The 21,771-nt window shown below is 40.5% G+C and carries 14 protein-coding genes; all 14 read left to right on the plus strand.

What is annotated here, in order from left to right:
- Nucleotides 1-15 precede the first annotated feature (15 nt).
- The 14 genes from PHU01S_RS02380 to PHU01S_RS02445 all read left to right on the plus strand — a co-directional run bounded on the left by PHU01S_RS02380 (nucleotide 16) and on the right by PHU01S_RS02445 (nucleotide 21,053).
- Complete coding sequence (locus tag PHU01S_RS02380; RefSeq protein WP_164762947.1) at nucleotides 16-5,178, plus strand: hypothetical protein; 5,163 nt, start codon at nucleotides 16-18, stop codon at nucleotides 5,176-5,178.
- 761 nt (nucleotides 5,179-5,939) lie between these two features.
- Entirely contained in the window at nucleotides 5,940-6,911 is a 972-nt protein-coding gene (locus PHU01S_RS02385; protein ID WP_127505906.1) for an amidoligase family protein, read from the plus strand.
- A 110-nt stretch (nucleotides 6,912-7,021) separates the two neighbouring features.
- Nucleotides 7,022-7,534, plus strand: coding sequence for a gamma-glutamylcyclotransferase family protein (locus PHU01S_RS02390; RefSeq protein WP_127505908.1), 513 nt, complete (start codon nucleotides 7,022-7,024; stop codon nucleotides 7,532-7,534).
- Between the two features lie 4 nt (nucleotides 7,535-7,538).
- Nucleotides 7,539-7,811, plus strand: a complete 273-nt coding sequence (locus PHU01S_RS02395; RefSeq protein ID WP_120463222.1) for a hypothetical protein — start codon at nucleotides 7,539-7,541, stop codon at nucleotides 7,809-7,811.
- Between the two features lie 181 nt (nucleotides 7,812-7,992).
- Complete coding sequence (locus PHU01S_RS02400) at nucleotides 7,993-9,339, plus strand: stalk domain-containing protein (protein ID WP_127505910.1); 1,347 nt, start codon at nucleotides 7,993-7,995, stop codon at nucleotides 9,337-9,339.
- A gap of 244 nt (nucleotides 9,340-9,583) precedes the next feature.
- Nucleotides 9,584-13,765 (plus strand): InlB B-repeat-containing protein, encoded by a 4,182-nt coding sequence (locus PHU01S_RS02405; protein WP_164762948.1) that lies wholly within the window; start codon nucleotides 9,584-9,586, stop codon nucleotides 13,763-13,765.
- A 271-nt stretch (nucleotides 13,766-14,036) separates the two neighbouring features.
- On the plus strand, nucleotides 14,037-14,963 hold the full coding sequence (locus PHU01S_RS02410; RefSeq protein WP_127505915.1) for a hypothetical protein: 927 nt from the start codon (nucleotides 14,037-14,039) through the stop codon (nucleotides 14,961-14,963).
- A gap of 372 nt (nucleotides 14,964-15,335) precedes the next feature.
- Nucleotides 15,336-15,962 carry a GNAT family N-acetyltransferase gene (locus tag PHU01S_RS02415; protein WP_127505917.1) on the plus strand — a complete coding sequence of 209 codons (627 nt, stop codon included), beginning with the start codon at nucleotides 15,336-15,338 and terminating at the stop codon, nucleotides 15,960-15,962.
- Between the two features lie 23 nt (nucleotides 15,963-15,985).
- On the plus strand, nucleotides 15,986-16,762 hold the full coding sequence (locus PHU01S_RS02420; RefSeq protein WP_127505919.1) for a hypothetical protein: 777 nt from the start codon (nucleotides 15,986-15,988) through the stop codon (nucleotides 16,760-16,762).
- Nucleotides 16,763-16,825: 63 nt separating this feature from the next.
- Entirely contained in the window at nucleotides 16,826-17,554 is a 729-nt protein-coding gene (locus PHU01S_RS02425; RefSeq protein WP_127505921.1) for a hypothetical protein, read from the plus strand.
- A gap of 186 nt (nucleotides 17,555-17,740) precedes the next feature.
- Nucleotides 17,741-18,793 (plus strand): phospholipase D family protein, encoded by a 1,053-nt coding sequence (locus PHU01S_RS02430; RefSeq protein WP_127505923.1) that lies wholly within the window; start codon nucleotides 17,741-17,743, stop codon nucleotides 18,791-18,793.
- Nucleotides 18,790-19,020, plus strand: a complete 231-nt coding sequence (locus PHU01S_RS02435; protein WP_127505925.1) for a hypothetical protein — start codon at nucleotides 18,790-18,792, stop codon at nucleotides 19,018-19,020. The genes PHU01S_RS02430 and PHU01S_RS02435 overlap by 4 nt, the downstream gene beginning before the upstream one ends.
- Nucleotides 19,021-19,744: 724 nt before the next feature.
- A complete protein-coding gene (locus PHU01S_RS02440; protein WP_127505927.1) occupies nucleotides 19,745-20,155 on the plus strand; it encodes a hypothetical protein in 411 nt (136 codons plus the stop codon).
- A 514-nt stretch (nucleotides 20,156-20,669) separates the two neighbouring features.
- The gene (locus PHU01S_RS02445; RefSeq protein WP_127505929.1) at nucleotides 20,670-21,053 is read left to right on the plus strand and encodes a hypothetical protein; all 384 of its coding nucleotides are present in this window, start codon (nucleotides 20,670-20,672) and stop codon (nucleotides 21,051-21,053) included.
- Nucleotides 21,054-21,771: the final 718 nt, after the last annotated feature.

Below are 21,771 nucleotides of genomic sequence, written 5' to 3' on the forward strand. Positions count from 1 at the left end.
ATGGAGGTGAAAAGGTTGCAACCTAAGCGTGTAAATCGATTTATAGCGGCGCTTATTGCCGTATTTCTTCTAATAACATCCATACCGCTAAATTCGGCTTCTGCAGTCGGTAGTCTTTCAGCCGACTCTCCCAATGCTATGGCACGTTCAATGATTGATTTCTTCAGAAAAGACAGAACAGAGCTTGCTGTAGACAGGGTTTCAAGAGATGAATTGATGGTGTATGGGGTATTTCTATCCAATTTCTTTGTTCCAGGGAAGACCAAGTTAAGTGATATGGTCGATGCTTCAACGGATAAGCAGGACACCATTCCAAGGATTGTGAGCAATAAGTTTTTTGGTTCACCTGATAATTATAAGCAGATCGTGGATGTCAATACGAAGTTATACAATGCGATCATGGAAGTATTTCAATCGTCAAAGTCATCCTTCGGTTTGTTTAAGTCCGTTCCTCAAGATGGGTCACTTCCAATGTCAGGAGAAGATTTTTATAACAAACTGGCAGGAGTAGAAACGAATCGAAAAATATATGCGAAGAATGGTTCAGGCGACAATGTTGTAATAGATTTGAACGATAAAGCAACAAGAGCAGCTATTCAAGTACTGTTCTCGTATTCGCCAGAGTTGATTTTGGATAAGGAGAAAGGACTCAGGGCTTTAACCGCCATGTATATCGATGGATTAGGTAACATTTGGGGAGCTTACGATAATGTCGCGATAGAAGAGTACGTACTGGTTCTTCCTGCAGCATTAAATCCGGTTGTGTTCTCTGGAACCGCTACTGGGGGGAAGTTTCCGGTCGCAAACGTATTTGTTATGGGCGGTATAGTTAAGATTACGGAAAACTTTTTAGACGGAAAACCCTTCATGACTCCGTACTATAACATTAAGGATTACTTTACGAACGGTTCTTCGGCAGGAAGCACAATGAACAGAAGTAATATGCTTAGTATCTTTGGTATTCAATCGCATTCCAGTATGACAAAGCTATCAGGGGGTTCAGCATTCCGAAGTCTGGGCGATTCAGACACTTTGATCATGAACAGTGATAAGGTCACCTCAAATCCGTATCAAGATGTTCAGAAGTATATTAACGAAACCGTATCTAGCACTTTTTCAAGTAACAATTCGTTTATCTTTTTGACCATTGATGCAAGTAAATTCACCAATGGACAAAAATATTTTGTAGATGAAGAAGCACTCAACAGTGATCAGAAGGATACTTTGTCCAAATACTTATTCGGTGGCAGTGTTTTTTCATTGGATGAATTAGCTGACGATATGTACTATTTCAACGTACCAACTGGAGCCAGCGGCGGTGAAGGTGATTGGAAAACCGATGATGATGCTTTGATGATGAGGCAGAAGATGTTCGCCAAAGAAGTATCGGGTCAATATCAGTTTTATCAAGGCTCTTACTTCTCGTCACCCTTCAACGGCTTTCTTCACTATTACTATGATAGCAAGAGTTCAGGTAACGAACAGGATCAAGTAGATTTTTTAGTGAAATGGCTTCAAGGTAACACGACCAATAAAACTTTAAATTCAACTTCTGCTGAGTTTAAAGCGTTAAAGAGCTTTTTGGATTTGGGGAATTTTGGAACCGATGATCCTGATACAATTAACGCCGCGCTAAAGCTGTTGAAATTCGACAGTAATAATTTCGTATATAATTTGTTGCCCTCATCGACACTCGTCGAGGATAATCTTATACGATCAAACTGGTACCAACCAAAACTTATATCTCCAACTAGCTTTGGTTTAACTGAATATGATTCTTTTCTGGGGTATATTTCAATTGCGATAAGAAAGAGTGCTTTCTTTAAACAATATAACGGATTTGATGATTATTCTTACTTTGAATTTAATGGTGCTGGTCTTTTTCAGTCAGGAAATGGCGGAAAAATCGTAGGTCATGATACAGTCAAAGGATCGAGTAAGAAAGTTGTTGGGACAAACGGACAAAATGCAATTTCTACCCTGTTCTATAATTCTATGGTGTATCGGGTATTCGGAATGAATAGCACATTTACCCGACAATTAACGAGCAACATGTACGCTGGAACCGAAGTAGACGGCGTTCTCGGTAAATATACTACTCGGACTGCGATCATGAATGATGTCAATAACTACCCAGGTATCTATTGGGGTTACATGGTGCAACTGCTCGGTATCGAAAAGAGTAAAGACAGTAAAACTGGTGAGGAAAAATGGGATAGCAAACGTTTTGAGAATGACTTATTACCAACAATTATATTGAATACGATGAGTGGCGGATTAGACCTCGTTACTATTATTGGCGGATCGGGGGTTGTTGCTTCCGAAGAAAAAACTATGCAGGAAATGCAAACCGATATCGTTAAGAAGATTTATGGTCTTCTCTCGGACGGTCCAAATCAGTACAGAGATAAGCTGATCAAATCTGCACAAGACAGCTGGATTATATCCACCCATAGAAGCATTACCGGTTCGTGGATCGGAAATATTTTAAGTGTAAGTGCAGGCGGAAACCAATCATATGCTTCGATTGTTGGTTACATCAATACGCCTAGTCTGACAGAGTTACCTATAACTTCTTGGTTACTGGACGATTACATGTCAATATACTTGTTGCTGATCTTATTTGTTGCGATGATTGTGATAATAATGGTCATAACACATGTGCGTTCAATTAGAGAAGGGGTATTAATCTTCATCGTAATGGCTTTCGTACTGATAATTCCTCAGTTCTTTATTTCAAGTGTAGTAAATTTATCAAATACTGCAGGAGATAAGCTGTATTCTGGGAGGTTTAATTATTGGGCAATTACTCAGCATCAGCAAGCACTGTCTTCTATGCGTAATGTAAAACTTATGGATGATGAGAAAAACTATATTATTGCTCAAAACATGGAGTTAGCAAGGGAGGCATATTCCTCAGATGTTGGAGTTCGGGTTAAATGGATGTCGCCTAAGAAAGATGATGTTTTCGATGATATGTTTAACAAAGGGAAAATAACTCAAACGTTAAATGAAAATCTGAACATCTTTAGGTGGTTATTCAGCAGTTTTATTAACCAAGAAGAGTATGTTTTCAATGATCCACTGGTCACCTACTTATATAGACCATATAACGCTATAGCTACAGCAGCCAAAAATTCGTACTCCAAAACTTCAGAAAAAGCAGTATCAAGAAATGAGGCTGCCAACAAATTATTAAACGCAAAAGAGTCATCCTTCCTTTTCCCTGAGTACAGATTTAAGTCTTTATTGGACGACAATAAGAAAGTTCAATATTCAGATCAACAAAATCAGTTAATAAAATCGAGTGCAACACTATCAGTCACCAATAATTCTGAAATGGAGGAGAGCTATAGGTATTGGGCGTTGAATAGTTCCGATGTTTCAAAAGCCATTTTCCGAAATGATATCAACTCCAATGCAGGGTTACGTTCCGCGACAGATGAGCATTCCGAAGCTTTCCTGTTATCAACTGAAAGTCCGTTTTATTACTTCTACAATGCATTGAAGAGCAGATATTCAAGAGTTGATGGAGAGTTCAAATCAGCCTTACTTTCCAAAGAAGTATTCAGGGCTTCAAGTGATAACCTGAAGGTAAATAATTCAATGAGGGATTTCCTTGATTTGGAGGGGTTATTTACTTACGTGATTCCGTATTTATACCAAGGAAATGACTATGTATATAGGTGGACGGCAACGAATGGGAAGAGTGTCGATACCTTTAACTTCAAAAACGCAGTAGAGCCTTCCGATCCTGCGATGAAGGCAAAATTTAACGAAGAAGCGAAACGTAAAGAAGACCTAAAAGCTGTTTGGAAGTTGTACTCACCTTGGGTTGACCAGATTTATTCTCTCGATGTAATGGGGAAACAAGTTCCAATTGCCAACAAAAAAGTATATGTTGCTGATACGGCTAACCCAGGTGCATATGATGATGCCGGAAGACCGATGATCTTTTCTGAGGCAGATATGTATGCGAAGGGTTATAATTACTCTCAGCTTACTGATGTGGAGCGGCGTATCCAATCCACACTGAAATCAACGTACAAGGATCTAATGTATTTAACGAACTATTACGATTTCGATAATGAGGTTCTTATTACAGCAGCGGCAATGATGGCGACCTTCAACTTTAATCGCGAATTCTCTGAAAATAGGCTCCTTGGAGAAAGTAGTACGTTGTACCCGCAAAATTTTGAGCTAAAGAACTTTAATTACGATGCTTTCATGAGACTGATCCTGATGAATTCTACTGGAGAAGCGTTAATGGACGATCAAGACCTGTACGCACGAGTTCTTGAAAAGACGTCAATATTCTCAGGATTACTTTTGATTCTCTGTGATTTGATGGCTGTCATCGTTGTGCCAGTAGCGAAGTTATTCGTATTGCTGTTGCTTTTGTTCTTAACCATTGCGATTTGCTTATCAAGTGTGTTGGTTCCTCCAGAGAGACTGACAAGAACCATTAGTAAGAATTTGTTTATACCGTCTCTGATCTTCTTGGCAGCGAGTATTGGGTTTGCATTTGTGATCTCACTATTCATGGGTGAAGGGTTAACGGGATATGTTGGAGGAAGAACGCCATCACTCGGAGTTAGCGATCCTTCGATAGTCATGTTATTAATGGTGGCTGTTGACGTTTTGTACGTCTTTATCCTTTGGAAAATTGCGAAGTTACTCATCGCATCATTGAAGTCGCATGTTATTTCAACTGTTTTTGCAACTGTAGGGCTTGCAGTAGGTGCAATGACTGCATTTAAACAATATATGCGTTCATCGATGAGCAGGACATTTGATGGAGCTCTAAGTCACGCTCTTGATACAGAAGGTGAAAATGCAGTTAATGGTGGACCGATGGGTGGTAATAAGCCTTCAGGGTTGAGATCGAGATTCGGAAAAGGAATTATGTATAACCACGATCAGCTTAACCTGAGCCATTCAGATGGTAATGAAAAGAGTAACCCTTCGATGAACGGCAGAGATGGGCAATCGAATAATGCCGTACTACCTAATGAGAAAGATCGTAAGTTTGAGAATTATATTGATGATCTGTCATCCCGAAGAGCAGGGAGTACTGATAGGAAAGACGATGGGATGCGAAAGCAAACTAAGAAAAGTGATTCTGTTGGTAAAGATATAAAGTCCGATCAAAGCCAGCAAAAGAAATCCGAGAAGTAAAGATTGGAACAGTCGGAAATTTTTCAATAGAAGAGTTTCCGACTTTTTTTGTTTGAGAAGTAGTAAAAACAGCCAGCTAAGGGACTTAAGGTGACTCTTTATTCTGGCTCTTGAAGGTAAAAGTTGATTTAAGTCGTTCATTTCGATGAAATGGTATATCTTGTCCTTTGTGCGCGGATGGGGTATATTGGAACTAATAAAATATTCTTTGGAAGCGGAAGCACCGCAGACAAGCCTATTAACGGGCGTAGTCTGCGGTTTTTTGCGTTCAATGACAATTGGAGGATGATTCTTATGAAATGTTGTACATTTTGTTCTAGCGAAGCTGAAGTACTGTTTAATCACCTTACTCATGATATTGGGTCGCTTTGCGTAGAGTGTTACATGAAACTACACGGATCATGCGGAGTTTGCCGCGGCAGCTTTCTACCTGAAAAAGTGATGCCTGATGTAGATTATCGGATTGAGATTAAATTTATTGGAACAGGAGAAAAGAACTTTATCGTTTGTAATCAATGTGATTTAGAAATTCGTCAGCATTTCCCGTTGATGTTCGTTTAAGGGCATTGGGGGCATGGGTCTAATCTATAGCTTACAAAGTGATCACCTTTCACTAAGGTGATCTTTATTTTTGATTTTAGATAAATTAGGCTCAACATTTTTTCGAAAAACCTATGAAAAGTGCGTCAAAAAGTAACTTCAAACCTGAGAAAAATTACATAACTAACCAGTTAATTGTGGTTGGTTAGGAGGCTCAGGGAGTGCATGTTGAATACACAAGTTTATCATTCGGTTTTGAATTAGAATTCACAGGGATAAAACGTTCAGTGGCAGCTCATGTTGTTGCGGACTTCTTCGACACAGGCAGACCAACACAAATTGGTGGATGGGGTCATGATACTTATGAAATAAAGGATCGATCCGGACGGATATGGAGAGTCGTTAAGGATGCATCAGTTCAAGCGGTTCGACAAGAGAACTCCGAAATAGTAATCGTATCGGATGATTATCAGTGTGAACTTGTATCCCCTGTTTTGGGGTATTCTGATATTCCTTTATTACAGAGATTAATTCGTGAATTGAAGGAAAGCGGCGCATTAGTAAACAAGAGTTGCGGATTACATGTACATGTAGGAGCTGAGAGATTCTCTCCAAATAACTTGAGAACTCTTTGTAATATTATCTACGCAAAACAATCTTTGCTGACCAAGGCATTGGATTGCAGACAGGATCGGCGCAGATACTGCTTGGATCTTTCAGATGAGTTTATAAAGAAGCTGAATAAAAAGAAGCCGAAGACGATGGGGGAGTTTGCAGAAGTTTGGTATCACGGATTCAATGCTTTACCCTTCCGTCGAAACGATCGATATAACGACTCCAGGTACCGGATACTGAATTTGCACCAGTTATTAAGCGGCAGATTAAAGACAGTAGAGTTCCGTTTATTCAATGGAACTTTGCATGCCGGCAAAGTGAAAGCAAGTATCCAGTTGAGTTTGCTCATCGCGGCTCAAGCCCTTAACCAAAAGAAAGCAACCAGTCGGGTAACAGTGCCTGACAACGGGAATGAGAAGTATTCATTTCGTGTATGGCTTCTCAGACTTGGTGGTATTGGTGATGAGTTCAAAACCATGCGTCATCACCTACTTAAGTACCTTGAAGGTAATTCTGCATGGAGGGAGCCGCCAACGAATGATGACGCTCGGGGCTTGTCAGATGTCGAAGCGCAGTAAGCCCCATTCGGGGTATTCTTGGGCGATCCTGACCGTTATTGAACACTGTACAACCAATCGTAATCCAAGGTAAACTTACCAACTAACTATTGATATTGGAGGTACCGAGTATGAAGCCTTATGTAGCTTACGGGAGCAATATGCACATTAAGCAAATGAAGATGCGTTGTCCTGATGCGTATATCATCGGGATTGGGTGTATTGAAGATCATGAGCTAGTGTTTAAACGCGTAGCCACCATCTCTAAACATATCGGACTATTTGTACCTGTTGTGTTGTGGATGATCTCCGAAAGGGATGAAATCGCTTTAGATCATTATGAAGGCGTTTCAGTTGGACTCTACAGAAAAGAGATCATTAAGATAAAGTTAGAATCGATTAGTGTAAAAAATGACGTGTTTAATGAAAGTGATCTTCCAATTGAACTAGGAGCGATGGTTTATATCATGAATGCCGAATCAAGACCAATATCGGCGCCTACTCGGATATACTATGAGACTATTCTTGAAGGCTACCAACAGAACAACATTGATGTTCGCCCCCTTTCTGTTGCAGCTATTAAAAGCGATTATAGGGACACGGATTATTATGAAGGTTTTGAGATAGATCGTCCGAGGAGGTAAGTGTTTGAGCCTACAAATAGTAATGACTCATGGGGTTCGAGAGATTGGCTGTAGGGATTGGCAACTGGTTATTTCATTAATCATCAAGCACTTTTATGGCAAAGAAGAGTTTCTGTCTTTTAAGACTGTTGGGAAGAAAACGGTAGTTACGAATGGGAATGACGGTCATTTACTCACTATCGACAACAAGAAGTTATTTTCAGAAGTAGTTTGGGCAGTATACGGCGATGAGGGGAAGATGAAGTATTATACATTCATGCTTCCGCATGAGTATTAATCACGTAAGTAGCGAGAGTTTGAAAATTGTAGGATCGATGTGACTTATATACAACAGACTATTATTCTGGTTCTTTATATAATTAAGATGATGCCTTCTAAATGGAATGGAGTGGGAATAAGGGACAGATACACTGTTCCTTCTTTTAAAGTTTAACGAATCCTGTAGATCGGAGGTCAATATGAAAACGAAAAAGTTAACAGCAGTAATGCTTGCATTCTCAATTATTTTAGGGGGTCAAGGAGCACTCGCGGCGCAGTCTGAAAAACCAGTTCAAATTGCTTCTGCGGACTTCGATTATTCCAAGGAAGCAAAGGAAGCTTTGGACTATATCAACAAAATTCGTAAAGATGCAGGACTCAGTGAAGTAAAGTTGAACCCGTACCTAACCAAAGCATCTGAAAACCATGTGAATTACCTCACTTCCAACAATACAACTGGGCATGATCAGGTAGAGGGTAAGAAGGGTTATACTGGTAAGGAGCCAAAGGATCGCGTATTGGTAGTAGGCGGGGACACAAAGTTGGCACAGGGGTTGTCTGAGGTGATCTCGTATAGTGGCACCACAACAAAGGCTTCGATTGATACTTTGATTGGTTCCGCTTACCACAGAGCTCCTTTCTTGAGTCCTTACACATCAGAAATCGGGGTTGGGTATGTGGGCAGTAAGTTTGTTATGGTTGCGAAGTCTAGCGGGTCGGATACAACTGCTGTATCTATGTACCCGTATAACGGACAAAAAGATGTACCGACCACATTTGTAGGTGCAGGTGAAAACCCTAACCCACTCAGTAAATTTGGTATCGAAAGATCGGGTTACGTCATCTCCTTTTATCCGCCACATGTACTAGACACTAAGACTATTGATGCAACTATTAAAGACGGTAAGGGTAACAATGTTCCCTTCTTCTCCGAGTGGTATTCGGGGTACTGGTTCTTCTATACTAAGCAACCGTTAAAAAATGGGGAAACCTACACAGTGTCTGTGAATTATAAACCTCTCTACGAGGAAGAGTACGAGGGCAAAACGCTCAACAAAACTTGGTCTTTCACAACTGCAACAAGTGGCTCGACTGGTGGCTCTAACGGCGGTGTAACCACCCCTCCAACTGGAGGCGGAGATGTTAACCCTCCACCGAGTGGTTCGACTTCTGCAATCACGGGTAACTTTAACAAGGACAATGTCGGTGTAACAATTAATGGCGATTTGGTAAGTTTGAATCCTCCTGCGAAGATCGTCAACGGAAGCACCTTCATCCCACTTCGTGGAGTTTTCAAGAAGCTCAACTCAGAAGTAAAGTGGAATAATGACAAGCAAGAAGTAACTATTGTTCGAGAAAGTATTACAGTTAAGCTGACAATTGGCAGTAAGACTGCGTATGTCAATGGCAAGGCGATTACACTTTCGACAGCACCGTTTATCAATAACTCATCAACCTATGTACCTTTAAGATTTGCTAGTGAAGCCATTGGTGCAGATGTAAAATGGGATCAATCAAATTATATTGCCATCATTAAATCTGAATAATTACTGATATTGGGGTCAGATGCATCAAGCATCTGGCTCTTTTCTTATTGTGAGCAGTGTTTCCCTATGCTAGGGGACACTGCATTTTTTTTATGCCGATTGAAGCCACGGATAATTAAGGGGAATTAGTTGCTAGAAAAATTTCAAAATGTTGTAGAGTTTGATTGATTTTCAGGATAGTCATCATGAGCAAATTTATAAGACCAAGAGAAAAAGAACAAGTAGAAGTAAGGAGATGAAGGATGTGGCAAACAGTAAACAGGAAAGAAAAAGGATCATCTCAGTTCTCTTGGTGATCGCTCTGCTTATTGGGCTATTCCCAATGAGCGCTCTTGCTGATGATCAACCAAGCGACACCGACTATGGAAATGAAGTGAGCGTAACAGATGCCGTTTACGGCGAAACCAGTGTCACGAATGCAGTATACGCTTCCGATCCGAGTCATTTCATTTACGAGTTAAATCCGGAATGGATGAATGAACCTTATGCCTATATCCGAGAGTATATCGGACCAGGCGGAGATGTAGTCGTCCCAGAGACAATCGAAGGGAGACCCGTTTCAAGGATTTTCGGAGCAGCATTTCTGGGAAATCAAAGTATAACGAGCGTAGTTATCCCTGAAAGTGTTGAGCTAGTTGAGGTAAATGCGTTTGCATACAGCTATGGGATTAGAAGCGTCACATTTAAGAATCCAAATACGATAATAGGCGACAAGAATGGTTTGTCTGATTGGGACATTGTGATCCCATACCAAGCTACAATTATCGGACATAACAATTCGACCGCAGAAAGCTTTGCACGTAAACGAAACATCAATTTTTTGAGTATTGATGAGCCTTGGTCTGTGGAGTCGATCAGTATGGCGCAAGATGTAATGTCTCGCTTCCATCGAGGTGAAGATGTTGTCGTGAGCGAGCTGTTCCAAAGTAGTGAGCTGGCAGATTATTTTGTTCATTGGATGGGCGAGCTTTGGGGACTATGGACAACACCAGTCTGGAACGGGACGATCAACGATACGATCAATAAGCGTGATGTCGAAATGAGGATGCAAAGGTTTTACCAGAATAAAGGACACTTCTCATTCGGCTCCGATGATTTCAAGGGATTCACAAGCTTAGAGGGTCTGCAGCTATTCAAGGACAGTATCCTTCGCGACCCTAAGTTCTCAGACAATGCAGTATTTCAGTTTAGCGGCAATCAGCTTCGTGAAGTGAATGCCCTGAGCTTCCTGAATGGGGTAAATTTTCTGGATCTCAGTAATAATCAGTTGGAGAACATTGACGGGCTAAGCGGTCTTGAAAGGCTAAGTCACTTAGATGTGTCCAATAACAAATTAACCGACCTAGATGGCTTGAATAATTTGAGAAGGTTGATCGAGCCGCAGACAGCGGCGACAACGACCAGTGTTCTTGATTTCAGTCATAACCGGCTCTCCAACATCGAGGGGCTAAACAATGTAAGCATGCTTGATACACTAAATGCAAATAAGGTTGATTTCAGTTACAATTTCTTAACCAATAGTAACATTCCCACTTTATCGAAGCTGTTCAAACTTTTCGACCAAGTAGCAAAACCTCAGTTGCTGTTCGACTACAATTATATTTTTATTGACGACCAGGCAGCAGGTAAACAGTTCTACAACGATTGGTTAGAAATATCCGGTCTATCGAGGGGCGACAACCGAGCCAATACTCCGCAATACAATTATCGATTCGTTAAAGGTGCTGACACGTTAAGAGTCGAGCATCGTGTCAAAGGAACAGATGAATTGCTATCTTTTGAGGAATATTCGACAGCGGACAAGTCTTTGGACTTGAACGCTTCCATTACGTACAATGCCAAGAATTTTGAAGGTTATTCCCTCATTGGTGATTCAGGTAAGTATGTTTTAAACAAAGATCATATTTTCACTTCCAAAATCGGCACAGAGCGTCACTTAGTTAATTCAAGAAATGGGTTATCGATCTCCAATGTAGGACTGCCAGATGATATGACTAGTTCAATCACGGATGAAGGGATATTGACCACTACCGATACAGCGGGCGAATACAACATTGTTGGTAAAGGAACTACAGAGGTTAATATTCATAGCGAAGGGGTATCTCATGGCATTTATCCGCTCACTTTCGACACCTTTGGAAGCAAGGACAATGTCATCGTTTTCTATTACCAATCTTCTGCTTCATTAGCGAAGCATAAGTTAATAGTCGGTATGGAGGGGCAAGGCACAACCTTCCCTGCAACTGGCACATATGAATACGATGACGGAGAATGGGTTTCCATCTCTGCTCGGAATTCAGTACCAGGATATGAACTTGAAAAATGGGTGATTGATGGCGAGGATTACTTCGATGCCTTTGGTTATGGGGTAAGCTTGAAAATGGACAGCGACAAAACAGCAATAGCTCACTTCAAGCAAAACCAACCACAGCCTACACGGTATACGCTAACGGTTAATCAAGTTGGAATGGGAACAGTTACTCCGTTCGCAGCTGGCAGTGTTACGAATTTTCCCGAGTTTGAATCGGTCAGCCTGATGGCTAATCCCTCGCCGGGATATAAGTTCGAGAAATGGGTCGTGAATGGGCTAGAGTCAGACGATCAGGGTATTACCATGTATATGGATCGCAATGTTGTCGCGATAGCGCACTTCATCCCCATTGCATCACCACCAAAGGAATACAAACTGATCGTTGAAGTCGTAGGTGAAGGTACAGTCAATGTTGTAAATGAAGATACAAAAGATGTGTTCCAAGATGTCCGAGGCGCAGTAGGACAGTTTAAGGAAGGAACTGAAATATCCGTATCAATGCTTCCTGATCAAGGGTATAAATTCACTAGATGGGTGGTTGATGGTCAGGAAGTTGTTAAAGAGTCGTACTCATTTAAGATGGATAAGGACAAGAACGTCCAAGCATATTTTGAGCCAGTCGTTCCATCCCCAGAACCGAAAGGTGGAATAACGGTTGAATTTGTTGATTGGGAAACGAACAGTAAACTCAAAGAAGATGTAATTCTGTCGGATTTGCCGTTAGGTGATCATTCATATAGAGCTGATGCGTTTATCGGGGTATATAAGCTAATCGGAGATGCAGTTAAAAATGTCGTGCTGACAGCAGACGTGCCATTCGAAAAGCTGACCTATTTCTATAAGAAAGACGTTGTCATTCCGACACCAGAACCAGAGCCGAAGCCAAATCCTGAACCGACACCTAGCCCTAATCCAGAACCGAAGCCAGAACCAACACCTGAGCCGAAGCCAGAACCGAAACCGGAACCGAAGCCAGAACCGAAGCCAGAACCGAAGCCAGAACCAACACCCGAGCCGAAGCCAGAACCGAAGCCGGAACCGAAACCGGAACCGAAGCCTGAGCCAAAACCAGAGCCGAAACCTGAACCGACACCCAAGACGGAATTGCCAAAGGTAGAGTCACAGCCGGAGCCTGAAACAAAATTGAATGAAAAGGATCAGGATCTTAATCCAGACCGAGAAGGAAGCCATGTGACCACAGTGCCTGCTCCAGTGGTTGAAAAGAAAATGGATACTTTGCTCGTTGAAGCTGTAGATCATGAGACTGAGGAACTTCTCCAAACAGAGGAAGCTGATAGTTTGCACTTAGGTTTGAATGAGGTCAAAGCCCCTATTATCATGGGCTACTCCTTGCTCGGATCGGATACGCAAACGGTGCTTATTGGTGAGAACGGTGAATCATTAACCGTCACCTTTAGGTATGTGAAAGAGGTAGTGCCGACTGCGACGCTTGGAGTCGTGTATGGGGTTGTGAAGGACGCGAACGGTAATCCTATGCAAGGGCTTAAAGTCGAACTTCATTCTGATCCACGAATTGCTTTTACCAACGAAAACGGCGAGTACCGCTTCGAGGATGTCGAGCTTGGGAAGCATACTGTTATATTGAAGAATCCATTTACCGACAAAGAAATTTCGAGAATAAACGTGGTTGCGTACAAAGACTACAGAGACTCAGATTCGGTTACGGTTGAATCGGTGCAAGTAGCAGAAGAAGTAAAACGGTCAATCGAATTAAATGAGTCAATGAGTACCCAACGGGTTGACTTTGTTATTGAAGCTTTTGAACAACCAGAACCGGTAGCGCCTGATAAGAAGTTCCCTATCGTTCCGATAGTGGCGACTCCCCCGCTAATCATAATTCTTCTGGCGTATTCCAGAAGAAGGAATGTGGTGATTTACAACGGAGCTAATCTGCTGATTAAAAAGATTAGGGTGAAGGCGAAGCCTGAAACTGTCATTGATCTTACTGGTTATGCTGCAAGTGCATTCAAAGTGGTATTCCGAAAGCCAAATAGCTTCAGGGATATTGATTTGTACATTAAATATGGTGATAGCGTAACGCAAGTTGAGTTGGCAGAAGGTCAAAACTTCATAGTGTTTTCTCCTGACGAATAGGTTTAAGAATGCAGAGACACCTCGTTAAGCGCGAGGTGTTTTCTCCTATTCAGGGGTATAGATCCCGCCGCGCGAAGGTTTTCGAGAATTTTTGAGTTAATAGCTTCCGATTGATGTTCTTATGTTCGTTAAACACACAGCAGTGATAATTAGCCTGTTAATCGGGCTTTCAAATTTATCTAAGCAACATTTTTATTGCTCGTTCTCAACCAGTAACGATTTCATGAGCTGTAAGGGGATAAATCTTATTAACAACAAGAAGGAAAGGGTGATGAAAATGAAGGCTGTACAGAACAGAGCAAGCACCTTTACCAAGACTGAGGAAGAAACGCAGACTCCGCAATCTGATACATTTGATGACCTCCACTTCTCATTTTTCTCCGCTGACGATAGCGAGATCAATGCAGGTATCGGGGTAAGTATCGATCCGAGTCGCAATTTTAACCAGTCGATGTCATACACCACATCGTCGGTAGAGGAAACTGATTTAGTCGAAGCAGTTGTAGAAGCAGCCGAAGTCGATGCTGTACCTCTAACAGATGAAAAAGGAGCTACCGAACATCAGAAAGATTCGCTCGACATTCCAGCGGCAGAATCTGAGAAGGTACCCTCATTCGGACTAACCATTCATTCTGATGAATCGACTGATGCAGAATCGACTGATCCAGAACCTAATCAGTCCGAACTCGATATTATACTTGAGAAGAGCGAAAAACTTTTCGCTGAAACTCGTAAAGCAATAGATACCACACAATTTAATCTCAGTGTGTCTAATTTGAATTCAGTCCCTTCGACTCAAGGTACACTTTACATCGATAAAGTTGATGACGAAGTCTTATCGCTTACAGATGAACAACTGGAGCAAGAGTACGCAAACGTAAATAGGAAAACTGCAGCCGACCGAGTTGGTATCGCAGTAGACTGGACGATTCGGACACTCTTCAAAGACCCAGTAAAAGTTTTGTTCACAGTTTTACACAATGGGATAAAGAGTTTCTTTAGTTCAGTCGGAAATTTGCTAATATGGGGATTCTTCAGTATCGTATTAATAGTATGTTTTTACGTTTTAATAGGTAACTTCTCAGACGCTGGACAGTCTGCAGAGGATATGATATTCCAAGCTTACGAAGCCGTTAAGAAAGTATTGGTAACCTTATATAAAGAAGTATCATCGAACTTCGGTGGTAAAAACGGATAATGATTTCTACATTATTAAATAGTCCAGTCTGACCACAGAACCCACTCAACCCGGTCTACCCAGGAAGGAACTTTACATTAACCCCAGTCACGATGTGGATTGGGGTTTTAACTTGTCTTGAGTGTTTTATATCCTCCGAACAGAAATTTATTAGGAATATGAGTGGTTTATAAATTCCGAATTGAAAATTAATATACCACTAGCCTGCTTAGAATACGTTTTTATAAAGTCAGGATGGTTGTAAAAGTTGAATGCCACATACCTTTTTCCTTATGTAGAATCGAGTCGAAATGAGGAAGGGGTTCGAGCAGGAAGTGGAGAATATTTACTATTATAGATTCAATGAATAGCTACGCAGAAAAGAGTGATTGAATGACGAAGAAAAATAACCCGCTCGATGAAAAAAGCTCAGAGCAGCTTACTAATATACTAAAGGATTTATTTGGGGATAGCGATCCGTTCCCAATGTTGAAAAATGAGTACAAGCCGCTCCCCTTAAAGAAAAAGGGCGATATTGAGTATGAAGTCAGGTGGCACACGACTGATTTAGAAAAGGATGGGCATAAGGTCATTCATGTTGCCCAGAACCGATTCGGGGAAAGCGTCATGATTTACCGCTTAATGTATGGTGACGGGATGGATGATGTAAACATTCATCTTAGAGTGAAGGTCATTTCTAAAGATGGGGTAAGAGTGCCTGATTCGAATGTCCACGTACATGTTGAGAACAAACATATGGATATTGCGGATATAAAGATTGAAGGAGAGCGGGTTAACAGGGGTTACGGATCGATCATGATGAAAGGGCTAATGAAGATTGTCCATGAGATGCAAATCAAAGTTATTACAGGTTGGATTTCCTCAGTAGATTGGGATCACATAGACAGATCGGAACATTTCTACAGAAAACATGGTTTCGACTGCCAACTCGATCATGAGAATAAGAAAGGTACCATTCTTTGGGTAAATAACGAGCTTGTAAATGGCGATGTTAATTAAGCTATAACGAGAAGGAGCACTACATGATGGTTGAAATAATAGAGCAGGCTGAGCTATTGCAGAAAACAGTAGAGTGTAAGGAATGGTCGGGACCGATTCTCACTCGCGTATTCAATAAGACCGGGGTTCCAGGATTCGAACTTGGTTCTTTAGGATCAGCGGGCTTTCTTAAATACAAAGACAGATATTTTTTGGTTACTGCAAGTCATGTATTAAGTTTAGTGTCGGAAGAGAAAAGGCTGACGGATGTTGTAATCCCCTATTTGTATGGAACTGAAACGAAGAATCTGATGCTTATTAAACATGTGGATGATAAAGACAGCGATATTGCAGTAATCGAGATAGATCCCTATTCGGCTAGGTTAATGGAACAAGAAAATAGAAAATGTTTTTTAGACCATACATTAATTGATGAAGATCCACTTGGCTATTTTGACAAAATCTCAGATGTTGTTTTTCTACACGGTATTACTGGTGAAGAAACTAACATTAACTATGAAGATTTCATTGTTGAAATGGAAACGACACCATATACAACTTTTATTGAACGGGTGGATGATGCATCTAAAAGGATCGTGCTTCTAGCAGGTACGGATGGAATAAACGAATTTGGTCAACACGGGCATAAATTGCCCACTTTTAATGGGATGAGCGGTTCCTTTGCATATTCATATAGGCGAGATACTGAGACACCGTTCAGACTTCTCGGTATTTTGTCAAATGGGAATAAGGAAGCAGGGTTCCTATGGGTAATTCCGTTTAACGAAGTAACTGAGTTAATTGAAAAGGAGTTCTTCTAAAGGATAGCGAAGTGGAATGCCCATCCAAATCGTGTTAGGATGGGGTGAGGAGAGGTGATGGTTATGCGAGATAAGGCGAATCAGGTATTGAAACTAATAAGCGAATTAGTAGTTTTAAAGGAACTAAATTCAGAGTTTATCCAAAAGAGTATTGACAGTAAGCAGAATATGGAATGTAAACGGTTGGCGTTTAGTCGTTCTTTATACGATGGGGTATTAAGGAGTTCATCTCATACAGTCAATGCGCTCTTACAAGATGAGCCTGATCTGTACTCGATTAAAAGATATTACTTGAAACCGATGCTCGAGGACTATATCAATCTTTATAACATCGAGAAATTCGGTAAAGAGTATGCCCGAGCGATGCAGGTGCATTTCATGTCTGAAGATTACGATATTGATTCAAAGTACAGAGAAGATTATGCTCAGTTAGGGGTAAGCTTCAACAAAGAAAAGGAAGATAGCAAAACCCATGTTCTAAAGAAGATTGGGGATCATTTTAAGAAGCTTCCATCGGAACTGAAAGGTCAGTTTAAGGAATCAGGTGACAGAAAGATTTTGCCAGTTAGTTCCCGTTTATACCTTGCCAATTTGCCAAAGACAAATAAACTTTCCGTAAAGGCATTCTATGATTATGCCAATGTACATCATCACTTTGACCTTCGGTTTGACTGGCTTGCAGAAGAAGATGATTCGAAATTCACCGCTACACTTTTGGTGAAGCTGGAAGAGTACGTTAAGAAAAGCGCTCAAATCTTTCATGGAATATTCAACATCAAACCAGAGAAGTGATCTATGTAGCAAGAGGTTTAATAAAAGGCAGTATAGAACTCTTTAATGGGATCTATACTGCTATTTTATTATAAGGTACCAATTTTCAGATTGTCCTATAAAGATGATTAGGTTTTGTCATAATGTAAAAATGTCCTGCATATACATAGGTAGGTTAGAACAATCAAATATAAAGGAAGAGGAATCATGAGGATACTGAATAACATTCATTCCAGACATTTCGATGAGCTAAAGCAGCTTGTAGATGGAACGGACGAGCTACATATTATCAGCCCATTTCTGATGGAGTCATTTGATGTTTTCTTTGACGAGATTATCGCTTCTTCAGATGTGAAGCGGGTCGTACTGGTAACTACTTTAAAGGACAATGATCCTGATCTGCTGAAAAAGGCGGATTCTTTACATTCATTCCTTTTCAATTGTATTACCCATTCCATTGTATTTCGAGTTCATGTAGACAATAAGTTACATGGGAAGATTTATATCGCACGTAAGGATGGAATACCGGTTAGGGGCATAATCACTTCTGCGAACTTCACAGATAGTGGATTAAACAAAAATCATGAGTGGGGCGTACTTATTGAGGATCAAGAATCGTTGAAGAAGGTTATTACCGATATTGGCAATGTAAGCAGCCATGCACTTACGCATGAGGAACTTCAAGGTATCATTGAAAAGATTGATAACTATACTAAAAATGCAGCAGCTCAGCAGAAACCAAAGTTTGATCTTGAGGTGGGACATCTCTTTAAGAAGAAAACAGTGGAACTTAAACCAGATGTTCGATATTTTATAAAGCCAGTTGGTTACTCCGACCGACCGTTCGCCACATCAAGAAAACTGAACAGTAGTATAGAAAAGATGCATTTTGCTCGAAGACCTAATCCTGTCCGAATCGGAGACATCTTAATTTGTTATGGGGTTGGCACGACTAAGCTCTTGGGTTATTTTGAGGTGGTCAGCGATCCTTACATTTGGGATAGCACAAGCAGATGGTCTTGGGAGTTAGAAGCAAAGAATTTATGTCCACAATATAGCGAATCTTGGGTAACATTCGACAATACGACATCCAGTATCGTGGCATCCTACGACCATGTTAATCCTGTAACCAATGTCGGTGGAAGTACACTTAGAGCATTACAACGTGGATCAGACAGGATACAACTTACCGATGCATTTGCGAAGCATGTCATTGAATTAATCGAAGGAATTGTAAAATCAAAGAGGGTGAGTAAATGAAAGCCTGGGCAAATATTGATATTCCGTTGAAAACATACACCGTTCACCTAGACCATGATTTATGTCCTCACGTTATGGAAATGAAGCAAAGAACCGAGCTTGGGTGGAAGAAGCAGCAAGGGACAGGAAGCTGGAAGCCATTCCGCTCGAAAGAAGAAGCGTTAGACATTTACGATATAAGCTACAAGGAAACGTTAACCTTAATCGAGTGTAGTAACTGCAGGTAAAGTGGTTGAAATAGCAGTACAGAATTCGCATGCCGAGTTCTGTACTGCTTTTTCTTATGCTAAGAGATGATTTAAGATTCTGCAGTTATTTCATCATCAAGTCTATAAGTACAGGACAGTATATTCTATCCACTAAATCCAAGAGCATGAAAGGGTGATAACCATGAAGTTCCTCATGAGCGTAGAAAAGAGCTATAAACGTTACAAGCGATTGTTGCATTCAAAAGGTATCGATCGACGGACGAAGCTAATCCTCAGTGAGAAGTATAACGCCCTCCGACAGATTATTATATTCCTATTCGGAGATTTCCTAGATAACACTACAATTCATAATCAGCAGTGCGTGGAGATATTCCAAATGAACAAATTCAGCATCCCTGAATCGGCATCCGATCTCAACTTGTCGGAAGACACTCTAAGGAAGGTTCTAACCAGTGTTGATCTAGAGATGATGAGGATTGTCGGTAAAAGCACAATCGAGAATATCAACAGGGCTAGGACAGTTTGGGATATTCAAAAAGCTTTGAGGGGCTTCAATAAAATGTTAAATCGGTTCCGTTATTCTGCTTAACTGTTCAAGCAAGTGAATTTTCAATCATGACATTGATCTAAATTTGGGAGTTGCCACGACATCAATCTTATATATGTAGTCGATGCCCTTTTGTTGCCCCATTGGGGTTCGATCTTTAAGCACCATATTTTTTCGAAGAAAGGATTTGATCGAATGAAGTTTTTATCAAGACTTGAGAGTAACTATATTCGCTACTCGGATTTGATGAGTTCAAGTGGGACTGATCCAATGTTGAGACCAGTTATTACGGAAAAGTTCAATGCCTTAAGATTTATTGCATTCTTTATGGTTAATGAGTTCACAAGTCGCTTGTCTGGTCAATATCAGCTTTGCGTAAAAAGCTATATTTCAAACAAGCGTAACCTTAAAGCTGCAGCAGCTCAGCTAAACATTTCAGAAGAACAATTAAGAAGTGCCCTATCTGAAGTCGATAATAAGATGCGTGTCTTTGTAGGTGAGAAGACGATTGAAAATATCAATAGAGCAAAAACGGTTCGGGGTATCCAAAGTGCGCTGAGTCACTTCCATAATAATTGGAAAGGCTTCTTGGCTCAAAGTTCCTGATCTCGACGTAGCCTTGTAGAATTTATTATCAAAAATTGTAAGTCTCCTCTACGAGGTTCACAAATCGATTTTCTTGTATGGGTGGCTTTGGTATCGCAATTAAATCGAATACAAGGCGTTTAATTCGTTATGGGGTAAGGCTTCTCGCTTTTGCTGTTGTTATCGTTCGGGTTCGGTTTCGATTACATTACAATAGAAGGAACGCGATTGTTTCATGATGGGAATAGCTATTGGCTATTGTGTTGGTAATGAGCAGCTATTCATGCTGTAGCACCCAATAATTTAGTTTCCTTGTTCAAGTTTACGTTGATCTTAAATGTAGTATCGATTTCTAGACCTTCTTGTGCGAGTTTAATTTATATTCAGGAGAATTTTCAAGAGAACTGTAATATTAAGTAGCTCCAAACGAGAGGTGGTAATATTAACGATAAATATCAGAAAAAGTGTTACTCCATGCTAGACACACGATCTTATTCAGTTGAATACCTAATATCTAGGAAATGAGGGCTATCACATGTCTGATAATGTAGCATCAATAAAGGAAACAGTTCTTACTCCACTTGATCATGCGAAGCTTAAATTTTTGTGTGCTGGATATGTATATCTGTACAGCGTGTTTTTTGAATATTCCCTTGAGAAATACCTAAAATCAAACACTTCGGAAGACTTGGCACTTGAACTTCTTGAACTTTCAGAAGAGTTCAAAAAGGATTTAATGACAAAAGCACAATCTATGATTAGTCAGTTTGTTGATGTAGAAAAGGTATTTCACAATGTCGGTCAATCAACGACTATTCAAGAGGTTAATTCCCTTATGAAGAAATTTAAGAAAAGTGAATATCTCCTTAAGAGAAAAATAAGGGCGTGGATTGATAGAGGGTTGTATAGAGTAAAGTAGAAAAATACTTGTGTTTCGGATATCTGCTTCTGCATTGGTAATTATCAGAGAATCATGCTATATTACCAAACAAATTTCTATTGTATGAATCGATGTAAAGGATGATTGCAGTGGACTTGAAGCAAAGAGTGGCTTTGTTCTACGGGCTTCGGTGGGAACCGTACCGAGAGACGTGTCTAAGGATAATAAACGAGAAAAATATATTGATGGATACTGATGTAAATCATGCGGTTCGCACACTTAAGCGAAGCGATCTCGAAGATCTTGAACTTACTTTACTTGAGTTAATCGAGGAATGTGAAAAGAGTCAGTGTTAAATATCATATGGGTTGGAAAAAGGCAGTATAGGACTCGTTAATCGAGTTTTATACTGCCTTTCTTTTATAACTCGTAAAAATAGTTACTGGAATGGTCGAGGGCAAGTCCAAATTCAGCATCGGTATCTAGATTAACTATATAGAAGTAACGGATACGCTATTGCTTTTTGGTCGCCTAATCCCAAGGATTTCCCTTCAGGGGTATAGCTCCCCAAAGTGTCTTTCTTCTATATAAGAAGAAGCGATTCGTTCTTCGTTCCCAAGGTCGTGCCAATAGTTATCAGGATCGCCTTAAAAGAACACTATTCCTTCTTTGTTAGTGAAGTCGTTTCAAAACGGTTTGTCCTTCGGGTCATAACTCTTGAGTATTGCCCCTCTCAATTTCGCCCGATTTTTGGACG

It is taken from the genome of Paenibacillus humicus NBRC 102415, from assembly GCF_004000905.1.
GTDB classification, from domain to species: Bacteria; Bacillota; Bacilli; order Paenibacillales; family Paenibacillaceae; genus Paenibacillus_O; species Paenibacillus_O humicus.